Source organism: Methylobacter marinus A45 (genome assembly GCF_000383855.1).
In the GTDB taxonomy this organism is placed as follows: Bacteria; Pseudomonadota; Gammaproteobacteria; order Methylococcales; family Methylomonadaceae; genus Methylobacter; species Methylobacter marinus.
Map to the genome: position 1 here is coordinate 4,165,634 of NZ_KB912877.1, position 15,656 is coordinate 4,181,289.

The 15,656-nt window shown below is 54.8% G+C and carries 13 protein-coding genes; 5 read left to right on the plus strand and 8 right to left on the minus strand.

Going from position 1 to position 15,656, the window contains the following annotated elements:
• Window positions 1-32 precede the first annotated feature (32 nt).
• The 4 genes from METMA_RS0119630 to METMA_RS0119645 all read right to left on the minus strand — a co-directional run bounded on the left by METMA_RS0119630 (window position 33) and on the right by METMA_RS0119645 (window position 3,686).
• Window positions 33-548 carry an adenine phosphoribosyltransferase gene (locus METMA_RS0119630; RefSeq protein ID WP_027147476.1) on the minus strand — a complete coding sequence of 172 codons (516 nt, stop codon included), beginning with the start codon at window positions 546-548 and terminating at the stop codon, window positions 33-35.
• A 67-nt stretch (window positions 549-615) separates the two neighbouring features.
• Window positions 616-2,478, minus strand: a complete 1,863-nt coding sequence (dxs, locus tag METMA_RS0119635) for a 1-deoxy-D-xylulose-5-phosphate synthase (RefSeq protein WP_020160822.1) — start codon at window positions 2,476-2,478, stop codon at window positions 616-618.
• Between the two features lie 85 nt (window positions 2,479-2,563).
• Complete coding sequence (gene ispA / locus METMA_RS0119640; RefSeq protein ID WP_020160823.1) at window positions 2,564-3,460, minus strand: (2E,6E)-farnesyl diphosphate synthase; 897 nt, start codon at window positions 3,458-3,460, stop codon at window positions 2,564-2,566.
• Window positions 3,453-3,686 carry an exodeoxyribonuclease VII small subunit gene (locus METMA_RS0119645; protein ID WP_020160824.1) on the minus strand — a complete coding sequence of 78 codons (234 nt, stop codon included), beginning with the start codon at window positions 3,684-3,686 and terminating at the stop codon, window positions 3,453-3,455. The genes ispA and METMA_RS0119645 overlap by 8 nt, the downstream gene beginning before the upstream one ends.
• 341 nt (window positions 3,687-4,027) lie before the next feature.
• Here METMA_RS0119645 and METMA_RS0119655 point away from each other — a divergent pair, with 341 nt between their 5' ends.
• Together METMA_RS0119655 and parE are read left to right on the plus strand one after the other, a co-directional pair.
• On the plus strand, window positions 4,028-4,549 hold the full coding sequence (locus METMA_RS0119655; RefSeq protein ID WP_020160826.1) for a M23 family metallopeptidase: 522 nt from the start codon (window positions 4,028-4,030) through the stop codon (window positions 4,547-4,549).
• Window positions 4,550-4,920: 371 nt separating this feature from the next.
• Complete coding sequence (parE, locus tag METMA_RS0119660) at window positions 4,921-6,816, plus strand: DNA topoisomerase IV subunit B (protein WP_020160827.1); 1,896 nt, start codon at window positions 4,921-4,923, stop codon at window positions 6,814-6,816.
• A gap of 4 nt (window positions 6,817-6,820) precedes the next feature.
• Here parE and METMA_RS0119665 read toward each other — a convergent pair whose 3' ends face one another.
• A complete protein-coding gene (locus METMA_RS0119665; RefSeq protein ID WP_020160828.1) occupies window positions 6,821-8,251 on the minus strand; it encodes an aldehyde dehydrogenase family protein in 1,431 nt (476 codons plus the stop codon).
• 202 nt (window positions 8,252-8,453) lie between these two features.
• Here METMA_RS0119665 and METMA_RS0119670 point away from each other — a divergent pair, with 202 nt between their 5' ends.
• The 3 genes from METMA_RS0119670 to parC all read left to right on the plus strand — a co-directional run bounded on the left by METMA_RS0119670 (window position 8,454) and on the right by parC (window position 11,719).
• Window positions 8,454-8,804, plus strand: a complete 351-nt coding sequence (locus tag METMA_RS0119670; RefSeq protein ID WP_020160829.1) for an FUN14 domain-containing protein — start codon at window positions 8,454-8,456, stop codon at window positions 8,802-8,804.
• 183 nt (window positions 8,805-8,987) lie between these two features.
• A complete protein-coding gene (locus tag METMA_RS0119675; protein WP_020160830.1) occupies window positions 8,988-9,485 on the plus strand; it encodes an acyl-CoA thioesterase in 498 nt (165 codons plus the stop codon).
• Window positions 9,486-9,487: 2 nt separating this feature from the next.
• Window positions 9,488-11,719: a DNA topoisomerase IV subunit A gene (gene parC, locus METMA_RS0119680; RefSeq protein ID WP_027147478.1), complete on the plus strand. Its 2,232-nt coding sequence runs from the start codon at window positions 9,488-9,490 to the stop codon at window positions 11,717-11,719.
• A gap of 389 nt (window positions 11,720-12,108) precedes the next feature.
• Here the strand turns inward: parC and METMA_RS0119685 are convergent, their stop codons facing one another.
• From METMA_RS0119685 to odhB, 3 genes are read right to left on the minus strand one after another with little or no spacing between them, the layout of a single operon-like run.
• A complete protein-coding gene (locus METMA_RS0119685; RefSeq protein WP_020160832.1) occupies window positions 12,109-12,882 on the minus strand; it encodes a hypothetical protein in 774 nt (257 codons plus the stop codon).
• Between the two features lie 43 nt (window positions 12,883-12,925).
• Entirely contained in the window at window positions 12,926-14,380 is a 1,455-nt protein-coding gene (gene lpdA, locus METMA_RS0119690; RefSeq protein ID WP_020160833.1) for a dihydrolipoyl dehydrogenase, read from the minus strand.
• Between the two features lie 13 nt (window positions 14,381-14,393).
• The gene (gene odhB, locus METMA_RS0119695) at window positions 14,394-15,656 is read right to left on the minus strand and encodes a 2-oxoglutarate dehydrogenase complex dihydrolipoyllysine-residue succinyltransferase (protein ID WP_020160834.1); all 1,263 of its coding nucleotides are present in this window, start codon (window positions 15,654-15,656) and stop codon (window positions 14,394-14,396) included.

Below are 15,656 nucleotides of genomic sequence, written 5' to 3' on the forward strand. Positions count from 1 at the left end.
AATGGGGCTACAGGGATGTGGCTCCAAAAGTTCTAAAAGTGCAATAAAGAATGGACTTCGTAACCGTTAAGTTTTTCTCTTCCCGTTAGAAAGTCCAGTTCCACTACAAACGCGCAAGCTACGACTTCAGCTCCGAGTTTTTCAATCAGTTCACAGCTGGCCTTTGCGGTTCCCCCCGTAGCCAATAAATCATCAATCAATAATACGCGATCGTTTGGCTCAAAGGCATCAATATGCGCCTCAAGCGTAGCCGAACCATACTCCAGATCATAAGATACACTTTGTACGTCATAAGGCAGCTTGCCTGGTTTTCTTAAAGGCACAAATGGAAGTCCCAACTCCCAGGCGACGAGTGAGCCAAAAATAAAGCCCCGCGCTTCCATGCCGGCAACTGCCGTGATATCCCTGCCCAGAAAAGGGTGGAGCAACTGGTGGACGGTCAAGCGTAGCGAGGCCGGGTCTTTTACCAGCGGTGTTATATCCTTGAAGATGATGCCTGATTTTGGGAAGTCGGGAATATCACGGATTTTGTTTTTAAGTCTGTCCATTGTTTTATTATTCTGTATTTTTGTAATCAGTAGGGGTGAGAATAAAGGCTGCCGGCTGTCCTGCACTCTAAGCGCAGAACTGCTCAATCCGTTCGATCAGGCCCTGGCTGTCGAGGCCGCACAGGGCCAGCAGTTCCTCACGCGTGCCCTGCTCGACGAAGCGGTCCGGCAGGCCGATATTGAGTACCGGCATCAGCACCTTTTGCGCCTGCAGGAACTCATTGACGGCGCTGCCGGCGCCGCCCGCCAGCACGTTCTCCTCGGCGGTCACGAACACGTCATGGGTTTTGGCCAGTTCCAGCACCAGGTCGGTATCGAAGGGCTTGACAAAGCGCATGTTGACGACCGTGGCGCCGAGGTGTTTGCCGGCTTCCAGCGCCGGCGTCACCAGGCTGCCCCAGGCCAGGATGGCGATGCGGCCGCCCCGGTGCCGGACTTCGGCCTTGCCGATCGGCAGGGTGGTCAGGCCGGGCTGTACCGCCGCGCCCGGCCCCTTGCCGCGCGGATAGCGCACGGCCGCGGGTCCCTCATGGTGATAGCCCGTGGTCAGCATCTGCCGGCATTCGTTCTCGTCGGCCGGCGCCATGACCAGCATGTTCGGCACGCAGCGCAGATAGCTGTAGTCGAAGCTGCCGGCATGGGTCGGGCCGTCCGGGCCGACCAGCCCTGCGCGGTCCAGCGCGAACAGGACGTCGAGATTCTGCAGCGCCACGTCATGGATCAGCTGGTCGTAGGCGCGCTGCAGGAAGGTCGAATAGATCGCCACCACCGGCTTGGCGCCCTGGCAGGCCTGGCCGGCCGCCAGGGTCACGGCATGCTGCTCGGCAATCGCGACGTCGAAATAGCGCTTGGGATAGCATTGGGAAAACTTGACCAGCCCCGAGCCCTCGCGCATGGCCGGGGTAATGCCCAGCAGGCGCTCGTCCTGGCCGGCCATGTCGCACAGCCACTGACCGAACACCTCGGTATAGGTCGGGTAGGGCGACGGCGTCGATTTGGGCAGGCAATCCTTGCTCGGGTCGAAGGCCGGCACGCCGTGATAGGCCAGCGGATCCTTCTCGGCCGGCGCGTAGCCCTTGCCTTTTTTGGTGACGATATGCAAAAAGCGCGGCCCCGAGATATGCTTGAGGTTCTCCAGGGTCGAGACCAGCATGTCCAGGTCGTGGCCGTCGATCGGGCCGATGTAATTGAAGCCCAGTTCCTCGAACAGCGTGCCCGGCGCGATCATGCCCTTCATGTGCTCCTCGGTCTTGCGCGCCAGTTCCCAGACGCTGGGCATGCGGCTCAGCACTTTCTTGCTTTCCTCGCGCACGGACGAATACAGGCGGCTGGACAGGATCTTGGTCAGGTAATTGTTCATGGCCCCGACCGGCGGCGAGATCGACATTTCGTTGTCGTTCAGGATCACCAGCAGATTGGCGTCCAGGGAACCGGCATGGTTCATGGCCTCGAACGCCATGCCGCCGGTGATGCTGCCGTCGCCGATGATGGCCACCATTTGCTTGTCCTCGCCTTTCAGCTCGGAGGCGATGGCCATCCCTAAGGCGGCACTGATCGAGGTGCTGGAGTGGCCGACGCCGAAGGCGTCGTACTCGCTCTCGGCGCGGCTCGGGAAGGCCGACACGCCGCCCTTGGTGCGGATGGTCGGCATGGCTTCCTTGCGGCCGGTCAGGATTTTGTGCGGATAGGCCTGATGGCCGACATCCCAGACCAGCTGATCGGCCGGCGTATCGAAGACATAATGCAGGGCGATGGTCAGCTCGACCGTGCCGAGCCCGGCGGCGAAGTGGCCGCCGGAAATGCTGACCGTGTGGGTCAGGTACTCGCGCAGTTCCTTGGCCAAGGGCTTTAATTGGTCTTTGGCAAGCTTGCGGACGTCGGCAGGTATATTGATGGTATCCAGGATAGGATAATTACCAGGTTTGTACATGTATAAATCAATTCCTTTAATCGGCACTTCTTTTTAAGCAGTCCTGTGATTATGCAGATTAATTCCTTAGTAATCAAATCGGTAATTAATGATCCCGCTGAATAATATAGAGCGACAGGTCGCGCAGCAGATCGGCTTCCTTGCCAAAAATGCCAAGGCTGTCAATAGCTTGTTCATGCAGTTCCTGTGCTTTTTGCTTGGCGCCGGACAGGCCCAGCAAGGCAGGATAAGTCGGTTTATCGTTATTCTTGTCCTTACCCTGGGTTTTGCCCAATGTGGTCGTATCGCTTTCCTCGTCGAGAATGTCGTCTTTGACCTGGAAAGACAAACCGATGCACTTGGCATAATGATCCAGCTTGGCTGCCACGGTCGGATCGATATCGGGTTTCGCCAATGTTGCCATATTAACGCTGGCGCGGATTAAAGCGCCGGTTTTGTGAATATGCATGTTTTCAAGTTCCGGCAGGCTCAGTTTAGTGCCCACGGACTCAAGGTCTATCGCCTGGCCTCCGACCATGCCCTGAGAACCGCTGGCCTTTGCCAGCATGGTGATCATTTTAAGGCGGCTGTCGGCATCGGCGGTCATGCTGGGATCATGCGCCAGTATTTCAAATGCCAGCGCCTGCAGGGCGTCGCCGGTTAAAATAGCGGTTGCTTCGTCAAAAGCCACATGGCAGGTGGGCTTGCCGCGTCTGAGATCATCATCGTCCATGGCCGGCAGATCGTCATGGATCAACGAATAAACGTGGATGAATTCGACCGCGCAGGCCGGTCCATCGAGTACTTCAGGAGGAATGCCGAGTGTCTTGCCGGTGCAATAAGCCAGCATCGGACGCATGCGTTTGCCGCCGTCGAGCACGCAATAGCGCATGGCTTCATGCAGTTTCTTCGGCAGGATGTTTTCATGGGGAAGTCGAGCATCCAGAGCTCTTTCTACACGGTTTTGACAAAAACTAAGGTATTCTTTTAACGCATTACTCATCAGTAAATGGCTCCAGGGTTTGATTGCCGTTTTTTTCCAGTAAGATCTGAACTTTCTGTTCTGCCTCCTGCAAGGCTTTTTGACAGGTTCGGGTAAGATTGACCCCGCGTTCAAATGACTTTAGTGATTCTTCCAGAGAAATATCACCTTGTTCCAGTTGTGTAACCAGCTGTTCAAGTTCCGCGAGCGAGTCTTCAAATAAAGTCGGGCTTTTCTTTTTCGGCATGTAGATAAAATATTTTCAAGATACAGTGTATAAATTAACCGGGGCATTATATATGAAATCGGCGGGCAAGTGGTCAGGAAAGAATGCGCCATCGCCGTTATGGGCGAAGCATGACGCGGGGCATTTGCACAATTCCAGTGCATTTTTACAGTGGGTTTTGCTTATCTTTAATATTGCTATCAGCATAGCCGCAAGTTGGGAGGGTTTCTTGATTCTCGCCATGTTTGCGGAATCAAATCTTGTATCCGCCGTTTCGACTGGTATGCGTTGACGGGGCAAGTGGCGGCTCCAGCAGGATGGCACGATACCGTTTCTGATATAAACAAATACCGGGGAATACTGTGAAAATAAAATGGTTAAGATTATTGCTGACAGTTTTGGTGGCCGGCTTCCTGATCCCTGAAAGCCATCGGATTCCAGTCGCTGGCGCAAGCGTTGCCGACTGGCACCCGAAATCGTTCTGGTATTATCCGTGGGGCCGTTCCGGCGTGCATAAAGGCATTGATATTTTCGCCAGGGAAGGCGTGCCGGTGCTGGCGGCGAGCAGTGGCATGGTAGTTTATACGGGTGTCGATAGCCTGGGCGGTAATATCGTGCTGATACTGGGAGCAAAGTGGCGTTTTTATTACTATGCGCATTTACAGCGGGTTGATGCCCAGGCTTACCGGTTCGTGCACGCAGGAGAGCCAATCGGCGCAGTCGGCAGTACTGGCAATGCCAAGGGCAAGCCACCGCACTTGCATTTTGCCATCCGCAACCTGTTTCCTTCGCCGTGGTTATACAACTCCCGCAGGCCGCAAGCATGGAATACCATGTTTTACCTGGATCCCAATAAGTTTCTAACCGGTAAAGACAATCAATAAACAAACTTATACACGTTGCCAACGGCGATGCGCATCCCTACGATGCAATCATTTTTGCCGGGAAAAGCGGGCTTGCCATACGGGCGATGGAAGACGACTGGCAAGCAGGGGGCAATTCCATCTTCAAATCAATGGATTGATTATTTGGATATCAACGTGCCCGAGTTTGCTGACTGAAGGTCTATCCACAAATTCGCAAGGCTGCCGATGTGTCGATTCTGTTTCTGTATAGGCTCAATCCAGGATCTATACAGAGGATAGCGGGCAAACATGAATTGTGTTTTTTATCATCGTACAGATAAAAATATTTTAATGGTACGATGTGCGGCTGAACATTAGCATTAAACTCGGATTGTGAGTGATTAGGAAGTATGAGCAGTGAATATAACGCGGCGGCCATCGAGGTCTTAAGCGGATTGGAACCGGTGCGTAAACGTCCCGGCATGTATACGGATACCACCCGGCCCAACCATCTGGTGCAGGAAGTGGTTGATAACAGTGTTGACGAAGCGATAGCAGGGCATGCCGACAGCATCGACGTCTTTTTGCATAAAGACGGCGCCGTGTCGGTCGCCGATAACGGTCGGGGGATGCCGGTCGATATCCATCCCGAGCAGGGCATGCCGGGCGTCGAGGTGATCCTGACCCAATTGCACGCAGGCGGCAAATTCTCCAACAAGAATTATCAGTTTTCCGGCGGCTTGCATGGCGTCGGCGTTTCAGTCGTCAATGCCTTGTCGGAGAAGTTGGAGATAGAGGTCAAACGCAACGGCAAAGTCTATCGCATGGAATTCGCCAATGGGGACAAGCAGACCGAACTGACCGAAGTCGGAACGGTTGGTCGCAATAATACCGGCACGTCGGTGAAGTTTTGGCCGAATGAAAAATATTTCGATTCCAGCAAAGTCTCCGTCACCAAATTGAAACAGGTGCTGCGCGCGAAAGCGGTGTTGTGTCCGGGCCTTAAAATTACGCTGAAGGTCGAGCAACCTGAGGAAGAGATTGTCTGGTGTTACCAGAATGGTTTGCAGGAATATCTGCTGGACCGTATCGGCGATATCGAGTTTTACCCGCAGCAGCCGTTTATGGGCAATATGGCCGCGAGCCATGAGGCCGTCGAGTGGGGCGTCGTCTGGGCTATCGAAAATCCTGCTGAGGTGCTGGCCGAGAGCTACGTCAATCTGGTGCCGACGGCGCAGGGCGGCACGCATGTCAACGGTTTGCGGGCCGGTTTGACCGAAGCGATGCGCGAGTTCTGCGATTTCAGAAACATCCTGCCGCGCGGCGTCAAAGTGGCGCCCGAGGATGTCTGGGAAAACTGCCATTTCGTGCTTTCGGTCAAACTGGAAGACCCGCAGTTTTCAGGCCAGACCAAGGAGCGGCTCAGCTCCCGGGAATGCGTGGCTTTCGTGTCCGGCGTGGCCAAGGACAGCTTCAGTTTGTGGCTGAACCAGCATCCTACCGAAGGCGAGAAAATCGCCGAAATCATTATTTCCAGCGCCCAGAAAAGGCTGCGCTCCAACAAGAAAATAGTCCGCAAGAAAATCACCGCAGGCCCCGCCTTGCCCGGCAAATTGGCCGACTGTTCGGCGCAGGACATCGCCAGAACCGAACTGTTTCTGGTCGAGGGCGATTCGGCCGGTGGTTCGGCCAAGCAGGCGCGCGAGCGCGACTTTCAGGCGATCATGCCGTTACGCGGCAAGATCCTCAATACCTGGGAGGTGGAATCGAATCTGGTGATGGCTTCGCAGGAAGTCCACGATATCGCCGTGGCTTTGGGCATCGAACCCGGCTCCAACGATTTGCAAAACCTGCGTTACGGCAAGGTGTGCATACTGGCTGATGCCGATTCCGACGGCAACCACATCGCCACCCTGATCTGCGCCTTGTTCTACCAGCATTTTCCGGCGCTGGTAAAGGCCGGGCACGTGTTCGTGGCCATGCCGCCCTTGTACCGCATCGATGTCGGCAAAAAAGTGTTCTATGCATTGGACGAGTCCGAGCGGCAGGGCGTACTGGACCGCATCAAGGCCGAAAAGCTCAAAGGCACGATCAATGTCCAGCGCTTCAAAGGCCTGGGCGAGATGAATCCGAGCCAGTTGCGCGAAACCACCATGAACCCCGATACGCGCCGGCTCGTGCAGCTGACGGTTCAGGAAGAAGATGACACCACTGCCCAACTGGACTTGCTGCTGGCGAAGAAACGCGCGCAGGACAGGAAGGCGTGGCTGGAGGCCAAAGGCAATCTGGCGGATATCCAGGTATAGCCGTCTACAAAGCCGGCGAATGGAACACGGCCATTTTCTCGATCTGCATATCGCGGAAGGTGTAGGGAATGCCGCCGGTTCCATGGCCGGACTCGCGCAGGCCCGCAAACGGCATCCAGTCCACGCGGAAAGCGGTGTGGTCATTGATCAGGACGGTCGATGCCGCCAGTTGCCTGTAAGCATACAGGGCGGTGTCGATATTTTGCGTGATCATTGAAGCCTGGAAGGCGTAAGGCAGGGCATTGGCCTGTCCGATAGCGTCATCCAGGCTGCTGTATGGGTAAACGCAGACGACCGGCCCGAAGACTTCCTGACGGCTGACCTTGCTGGCCGGCGATGCATTCAATAACACTGTCGGTTTGTACAACGAGTCCGAAAGCCGCTGGCCGCCCGTGACCAGTTCGGCGTTTTCAGTAACGGCTTCGTTTACCCAGGCTTCAATGCGGTCAACTTCGCTATGCCGGATCAGCGGACCGCAATCCGTGTCCGGATCGGCCGGATCACCGACCGCCATTTGGTCGGCCTGTGCCGCCAGTTCTTCCGCCACTTTTCTCGCGATCGATTCATGCGCATAAATGCGCTGCACCGATACGCAAACCTGCCCTGCATGATAAAAGCCGCCTTTGGCCAGCAATGGCAACATCCGTTCGAGGTCGGCGTCTTCAGCGACAATGACCGGCGCTACGCCGCCATGTTCCAGCGCGCAGCGCGTACCGGGCGCCAGTTTTGAACGCAGCATCCAGCCGACGCGGGCGCTGCCGATAAAACTTAAAAAGGCGACGCGCGGATCGGTCGCCAGTTGTTCGACGACCTGAATGTCGTTTTCCAAGACGGGCTGACACCAGAGATCGGGCAGGCCCGCTTCACGCAGGATCTCCACCAGCATAAAGGCCGACAAAGGCGTCTCGCGCGCCGGCTTGATGGCGACAGGACAGCCGGCGGCGATAGCAGGGCCTACCTGATGGACAATCAGATTGATCGGATGGTTGAAGGCGCTGATCGCCACAACAGGACCAATGGGTTCCCTGTGCGTAAAAGCCAGCCGATGCATGGAGGCCGGGTTCAACTGCATCGGAACTTCCGTTCCGCGTTCCGTGCGGAGGCATTCGACACAGATCCTGAGGCTGTCGAGCGCCCTCGTCAGTTCGATCTGAGTATCCTGATAAGGCTTGCCGCCTTCAGCCACCGCGGTGGCGATTAATGATTCGGTCTGCGTCTGCATGAGTGCGATCGCTCGTTCCAGAATGGCGATGCGTTCATGGGCTGGCAGCCAGCTTTTGCGGTCCTGAAACAGCGCATGCATGTTTTTCAATGCCTGTTCGGCTCCGGATGAATCAATGGCTTCAACGGAACCCACAAGCCGCTCGTCATAAGGCGAGAAGACTTCAACGATGCCGGCCGGAGCGGCGCCAGGTACTTTGATGGGATAGTGCATAAGTAATTCCTTTTGGATCATGGCATTAGCATTTTTTCTTTTAGACAGGCCAAAAGCAATAGGTGCTGCCGCTTATGATAACGGGATTATTTTAACGGCCTCGGTTCTTAATGAACTGGCGCCCGGCTTTAAAATGATTACAATGTCGGCTTTTTTTCCAGCTTGCCTGGAGTCAGCAATAACATCACGAGAAGTACAAATTATGAGTAGTGAGCAAGCAATCAACAGCGCATCGTCCAGCGATATTTTTTCCTCGACCTTTATGATCGGCAATGTGGGCGCCCCGTTTATCATTGGCTTGGCTGTCGGCTATTTCGCCAAGAAAATGCTGAAGCTGGCGCTGTTCATGGGAGGCGCGGCGGTTGTGCTGCTGTTCGCCTCCGAATATTACGGTGTCGTCAGTATCAGCGATGCCCACTTGCAGAGCGCGGCCAGCGCGGCAACCGATGCCGCGCAGCAATCCGGCACTTTCCTGATGGATCGGCTATCGAATATTACCAGTAAGGGAGCCAGCGGCGCCGCCGGTTTTTATTTCGGCCTGAAAATCGGCTGATAGATAGAGTCGACTCATAGCAAGCCCGGTGGAGCCAGTTTCATTCGTAGCACCGGTTATGAAAGGGCTTCAGTGTAGAATAGCCCTTCCTGAAGGTAAGGCGGTTTTCATTAGGGCATTTTTCAAAATTGTCCCTGCCATCAAACAAGGCTGCAAAGTCTTATTGAGTCGAGTCAATAAATCATGAATAAACAAGAAAAGTCGTTGGCCATGACGGTGTTGATGACCCCGGATATGGCGAATTTTTCCGGCAATGTACACGGCGGTGCCTTATTGAAGTTATTGGATCAGGTGGCCTACGCCTGCGCGGCGAAATATTGCAAGAGCTATGTCGTGACCGCATCGCTGGATCATGTTTTCTTTAAACAGATGATCAAGGTCGGCGAACTGGTGACTTTCAATGCCCATGTCAATTATGTGGGGCGCTCCTCGATGGAAATCGGCGTCAAGGTCGTGGCCGAGAATCTGATGACGGAAGAGAAAAGGCATACCAATTCCTGCTATTTCACCATGGTGGCCGTCGATGAACAGGGCAAACCCAAACAAATACCGAAACTACAGATAGAGAACGAAGTGGAAAAAAGATTATTTGAAGCCGCGGAAATGCGCAAAAAAATGCGTCAGGAATTCATGGAAAAGAGCCGCGCGTTACATGTCGATTTGCCAAAGGATGAATTGTGATTGTGGGTATACAAGAGAATTACGAACAACTGCCGTTAAAGCATTTTGCCGAGAAAGCCTACCTGGATTACTCCATGTATGTGATTCTGGACCGGGCTTTGCCGCATATCGCCGACGGCCTGAAACCGGTACAACGGCGCATCGTTTACGCGATGTCGGAGCTGGGCCTGACGGCGGCGGCGAAATACAAAAAATCGGCCAGAACGGTCGGGGACGTGCTCGGTAAATACCATCCGCACGGCGATTCGGCCTGCTACGAAGCCATGGTGCTGATGGCGCAGGATTTTTCCTACCGCTATCCGCTGATCGACGGGCAGGGCAACTGGGGCTCGCCGGACGACCCGAAATCGTTTGCGGCCATGCGTTACACCGAATCGCGGCTGACGCCTTATGCGCAGACCCTGCTGAGCGAGTTGGGGCAGGGCACGGTCGATTGGACCGACAATTTCGACGGCACGCTGAAAGAGCCGGTTTTACTGCCGGCAAGACTGCCGAACGTGCTGCTGAACGGCACGATGGGCATCGCCGTCGGCATGGCGACCGACATTCCGCCGCACAATCTGCGCGAAGTGACCAATGCCTGCATCGAGCTGCTGGATGATCCCGATTGCCCGACGGAGGCCATTTTCAGCCATATTAAAGGCCCTGATTATCCGACCGATGCCGAAATCATCACGCCCGCCGAGGAGATACGGAAAATGTATGTCAGCGGCGGCGGCTCGGTAAAAATGCGCGCCAGATACGAGCTGGAAGACGGCAATATCGTCATCACGGCCTTGCCGCATCAGGTATCCGGCGCCAAATTGATGGAGCAGATCGCGGCGCAAATGCTGGCCAAAAAACTGCCGATGATCGAGGACCTGAGGGACGAGTCGGACCATGAAAATCCGACCCGTCTGCTGGTCATACCGAAGTCGAAACGGCTCGATGTCGGGGCGGTCATGTCGCATCTGTTTGCCACGACAGACCTGGAAAGAAGCTATCGCGTCAATATGAACATGATCGGTCTGGACGGCCGGCCGCAGGTCAAGGGGCTCAGAGACATCCTGACCGAATGGCTGACGTTCCGTACCGAGACGGTCCGGCGCCGGCTTCAGCACCGGCTCGACAAGGTTCTGGCGCGGTTGCACATTCTGGACGGCTTGCTGATCGCCTACCTGAATATCGATGAAGTCATCGCCATTATTCGCAATGAGGACCATCCCAAGCCGGTGCTGATGGCGCGGTTCGGGCTCAGTGATCTGCAGGCCGAAGCGATTCTCGAATTAAAATTGCGGCATCTGGCCAAACTGGAAGAGATGAAAATCCGCGGCGAGCAGGATGAATTGGAAAAAGAGCGGGCCGCGCTGGAGAAAACCCTCGGTTCCAAAAAATTGCTCAACCGCCTGATCAGAAAAGAACTGGAGCGCGATGCCGAGAAATACGGTGATGACCGTCGCTCGCCGATCGTCGAACGACAGGCCGCGCAGGCGCTGGATACGACCGAGCTGATCGCCAATGAACCATTGACGGTCATTCTCTCGCAGAAAGGCTGGATCAGGGCGGCCAAGGGGCACGATATCGATGTGACCAGTCTGAACTATCGCTCCGGCGACGGTTTTCTCGATGCGGTCAGGACCCGGACGACCCAGCCGGTATATCTGCTCGATTCAACCGGCCGGGCTTACAGCACCTCCGCGCATGACCTGCCGTCGGCCCGAACCCAGGGCGAGCCGCTGACGGGCCGCCTTAATCCGCCGGCCGGCGCCTACTTCACGCATCTGCTTGCAGGCAGCCCCGACGACTGGTATGTGCTGGCCAGCAATGCCGGCTACGGCTTCCGGGTACAGCTCAAGGAGCTGTTGAGCAAGAACAAAGCCGGCAAGACGCTGATTACGCTGCCGTATGGCGCCAAGGTTTTAAAGCCCGCACCGGTCCGCCATGAATCCGATCTGCTTGCCGCCGTCACCCAGCAGGGCCGGTTGCTGATTTTTCCGGTCGCCGAGCTGCCGGCGCTGGCAAAAGGCAAAGGCAACAAACTGATCCAGATTCCAACGGCTGATCTGGCCGCGGGCAAGGATCAGGTGATGGCAGTGACTGCGCTCCCGGAAAACGGCCAGCTGAAAGTGCTGTCGGGCAAGCGCCATATAACGCTGAAGCCGGCCGATATCGAGCATTACTCAGGCAGCCGCGCCAACAGGGGAACGGCTTTGCCGAGGGGCTTTCAGCGGGTTGACGGAATGGAATGTGAGTGAGCTGCTATGCAATCGTAGGTTACGCTGTAACCGACATTCCGCAACCAATGTAGGGGCGGACCTGCGTGTCCGCCTTGTTTCGGGTGCACAACGGGTTATCGGAGAACCGTTGGGCAAGGGCGAACACACAGGTTCGCCCCTATGTGTCTGTGCATTTTACGGTATCAGGGCTCAATCATCCCCGAAACCAGACCAAGATGATGAATGACTCGGCTGTAATAGGCTTCTTAGGTCAAATTTTGCTGCGGAATGTAGGCTGAAAATTTTACTCGTCAGAACAAGGCTGACTAAAGAAGGCAGGCGTTCCAGGCGATGCAGTGAAGCGCATCGCGCGCGATGGATGCGCCTCCTGTCGTCGCCACATCCTATGTGGCAGATATATTTTGTAGCTAATACCTGTGCTTATTCCTGACCGGCGTGATGGCAAACATGATCAAAAATCCGATGCCGGCAACAATGGCCAGCCACTTTGACAGGTCATATAACCGGCGTGACTTGCGGTTGGCTTTCTTGATGATCTTGAAATCGTCCAGATAAATCGTTTCGCAGGCGCCGTTGCCGGTGTCGTCGCGGACGATGCTGGTGCCGCGCTGAAAGCCGTTGGCTTTATTGGAATAACTCGCCAGAACGCCTTTCAGGCGGATATGATCGCCGGGTTCGGCGGACATCAAGACGCTTTTGACGTCGTCGCTATCGGTCAGCAGATGGTTATTGGACAGCGCATTCATTCTAAACAGGGCGCCGATCGCGTTATCGGGCCAGGATGCCCAGCAGGTCCAGCTGTCATTGTTGAAGGTCATGCTCTTGTAAACGCCTGACTCGACATTTCCGCCCCAGATCACGCAGAGATCGCGCAGATTGATAAAATCCTTCCAGCGTTTGTGATGCCAAACATCGCTGAAATCATCGGAGTCGTGGTAGCTGACGACGACGCCATCAAGCTCATAGCTGAATTCTGGCTGGATGGTATATTCCTGACCGTTGACTCTTGTTATAAACGCTTGCTCGGGAATACGCGTCTGTCTGGGCGCTTCAAGATGGTCCAGATCATAATACGAGGGGTCGGGCAGTTCGTTCTTGTAGAAAGCAGTGATACCCATCGTCGATAGGCTGAGCATGAAAAGCCATTTGAACAGGCGTTCAAAAACGGAAGAAAGCGGCATGATAATTTCCTTATGTAACGCAGTAGGGCGTGCTGATGTGTCCTTACGGTATCAGTCTGCCTGCCGGCAAATGCAATGTCCGCTTATCAAGCGCTAAGGCGGCTTCATGCAGGGATTCTGAAATGGTCGGGTGCGCGTGTATGGTTCTGGCCAAATCTTCACTGCTGGCGGAGAACTCCATGGCCAGCACGGCTTCGGCGATCAGTTCGGAAGCATGGGCGCCAATGATATGAACGCCGAGTATGGTGTCGGTATCGGCATGGGCAATGATTTTAACCAAGCCATCGGGGGAGCCCTTGACGTGAGACCGGGTGGAGGCCGTCAACGGGAAAGTCCCGATCTTGATATTCTCGCCTATGGCTCTCAAGGCCTGTTCGGTCTGGCCGACCCAGGCAATTTCGGGTTCGGTATAAATAACGCTGGGCAGGATGTCATAGTTAATCGGAGTGTGAATGCCGGCAATCTGTTCGGCGACAAAGACGCCTTCTTCTATGCCTTTATGGGCCAGCATGGGGCCGAGCAAGGTCAGGTCGCCTATCGCATAAACACCAGGCAGGGTAGTCCGGCAGTTTTCGTCGACATGAATAAAACTGTTTTCGTCGAGCACTAAATTGGTTTCCGCGGTAGCCAGGTTTTCGGTATTAGGCTTCCGGCCCGATGCGACGATCAGTTTGTCCACGCGCAGGCAATGCTGGCCTTCATTATCCTGGTATTCAACGCTAACTTTCTTATGGCTTTTTTTAGCGGAGATGACCCGTGCGCCCAAACGCATGTCCAGGCCCTGTTGTGTATAGATGCGATAGGCCTCGCGTGAAATCTGCTGATCGGTCAGGGTTAAAAAGTTTTCCTGAGCTTCCAGCAGAATGACTTCCGAGCCCAGCCTGCTCCATATACTGGCCAACTCAAGACCAATGACGCCGGCACCGATGATGCCCATTTTTTTGGGTACGCTGTCAAGGTTTAAGGCGGCGGTGGAATCGATGATGAATTCGTTGTCGATCGGGGCGCAGGGCAGGTCGACCGACGAAGAGCCGGCGGCCAGAATAATATTCCCGGACTGAATGACTGACGGTGCCGAATGGTCGAGCGGGGTTATTTCCACCTGGCGCGCATTGAGCAGTTTGGCATGGGCATGGATACGGGTAATGCCGTGATAAGTAAATATATCGGCGATTTTAGCGCTGAGCGTCTCAATGATTTTGTTTTTTCGCTGCATCATTTGTCCGATATCCAGGGATATATTTTCGACATGTATGCCGTGTTTGCCTATTTCATGATTCAACAAATGATAAATTTTCGCCGACTCGAGCAATGCTATCGAGGAAACGCAGCCGGCATTAAGGTAAGTGCCACCCAGGCTGCTCTGGCGCTTATTATTGCTCCAGTTGTCGATGCAGGCCGTTTTTAAACCAAGCTGAGCGCATCGGATGGCGCTGACATAGCCCGCGGGCCCGGCACCGATAACGATGACATCATAATGTGGGTGTTGTTTTGACATAACTATTGCCTTCTTAAATATTAAGAAGTAGGTGAGCCGGGGCTTCCAGACATTCTTTGATGGTCACAAGGAATTGCACGGCATCGCGTCCGTCAACCAGGCGGTGATCATAGGACAGGGCCAGGTACATAATGGGACGGGCGACGATCTGACCGTTTTCGACCACAGGGCGTTCCTTGATGGCGTGCATGCCTAAAATGGCACACTGCGGCGGGTTCAGTATCGGTGTCGATAGCATCGAACCGAAAATGCCGCCGTTGGTAATGGTAAACGTGCCGCCCTTTAAGTCCTCGTAGCCTAACGTGGCGTTGCGTCCCTTTTCACCGAAATCGGCAATGCTTCTTTCGATACCGGCAAAATCGAGCTGGTCGGCATCGCGCAAAACCGGCACGATCAGGCCGCGCGGGGTCGTGACGGCAATGCCTATGTCGTAGTAGCCGTGATAAATAATATCGTTGTCGTCAATGGAGGCGTTAACGGCCGGAAAACGTTTTAACGCTTCGATGGAGGCTTTGACGAAAAACGACATAAAGCCCAGTTTGACATGGTGCTTTTGTTCGAAGCGGGCTTTGTACTGATTGCGAAGATCGATAACGTTTTGCATATTGACTTCATTAAATGTCGTCAGCATGGCCGCGTTTTGTTGGGCCTGTAGCAGGCGTTCGGCAATCTTCGCCCTTAAGCGTGTCATCGGCACCCGCTGTTCCGGACGCAGGTTCAAAGAAGGCGCGGCCGGCTCGACAGGCTTGAGTTTCTCCGGTTTGGCGGGCGCGGGTGCGGCTTCAGGTTCTGGAAGTTCGGCTTCCGCTTCTGGCTGCTTGTGACTTTCCAGATAGTCGAGCACATCGGTCTTGGTGATGCGGCCGTTTTTGCCGGTGCCTTTAATACCGGCGGGATCGATATTTTTTTCAAAAATCATTCGCCGTACCGAAGGGCTTAATGCGGGAGTCGCTTCGCCGTATGCCTCTTGCGTTTCGGGCGCGGCCGTTTCGACAGCCTCGGTTTCCTGTGTCTGAACGGCCTGTTGTGTCTGGACGTCTTGCGGATCCAGCACGGCCAGCACTTCGCCGGCTACCACTATCGCGCCGTCTTCCTTGCGTATTTCACGCAGAATACCTGATTCCGGCGCGGGGACTTCAAGTACCACTTTATCGGTTTCCAGGTCGACGAGATTGTCGTTTTTATTGATGATGTCGCCGGGCTTCTTATGCCAGGTTGCCAATGTGGCGTCTGAAATCGATTCGGGTAGGTTAGGGACTAAGACTTCAATGCTCAT

Excerpts from the sequence above, each read along its gene's own strand:
- METMA_RS0119630 (WP_027147476.1), bottom strand. The coding sequence starts at position 548 with ATGGACAGACTTAAAAACAAAATCCGTGATATTCCCGACTTCCCAAAA.
- dxs (WP_020160822.1), bottom strand. The coding sequence starts at position 2,478 with ATGTACAAACCTGGTAATTATCCTATCCTGGATACCATCAATATACCT.
- ispA (WP_020160823.1), bottom strand. The coding sequence starts at position 3,460 with ATGAGTAATGCGTTAAAAGAATACCTTAGTTTTTGTCAAAACCGTGTA.
- METMA_RS0119645 (WP_020160824.1), bottom strand. The coding sequence starts at position 3,686 with ATGCCGAAAAAGAAAAGCCCGACTTTATTTGAAGACTCGCTCGCGGAA.
- parE (WP_020160827.1), top strand. The coding sequence starts at position 4,921 with ATGAGCAGTGAATATAACGCGGCGGCCATCGAGGTCTTAAGCGGATTG.
- METMA_RS0119665 (WP_020160828.1), bottom strand. The coding sequence starts at position 8,251 with ATGCACTATCCCATCAAAGTACCTGGCGCCGCTCCGGCCGGCATCGTT.
- METMA_RS0119670 (WP_020160829.1), top strand. The coding sequence starts at position 8,454 with ATGAGTAGTGAGCAAGCAATCAACAGCGCATCGTCCAGCGATATTTTT.
- METMA_RS0119675 (WP_020160830.1), top strand. The coding sequence starts at position 8,988 with ATGAATAAACAAGAAAAGTCGTTGGCCATGACGGTGTTGATGACCCCG.
- METMA_RS0119685 (WP_020160832.1), bottom strand. The coding sequence starts at position 12,882 with ATGCCGCTTTCTTCCGTTTTTGAACGCCTGTTCAAATGGCTTTTCATG.
- lpdA (WP_020160833.1), bottom strand. The coding sequence starts at position 14,380 with ATGTCAAAACAACACCCACATTATGATGTCATCGTTATCGGTGCCGGG.
- odhB (WP_020160834.1), bottom strand. The coding sequence starts at position 15,656 with ATGAGCATTGAAGTCTTAGTCCCTAACCTACCCGAATCGATTTCAGAC.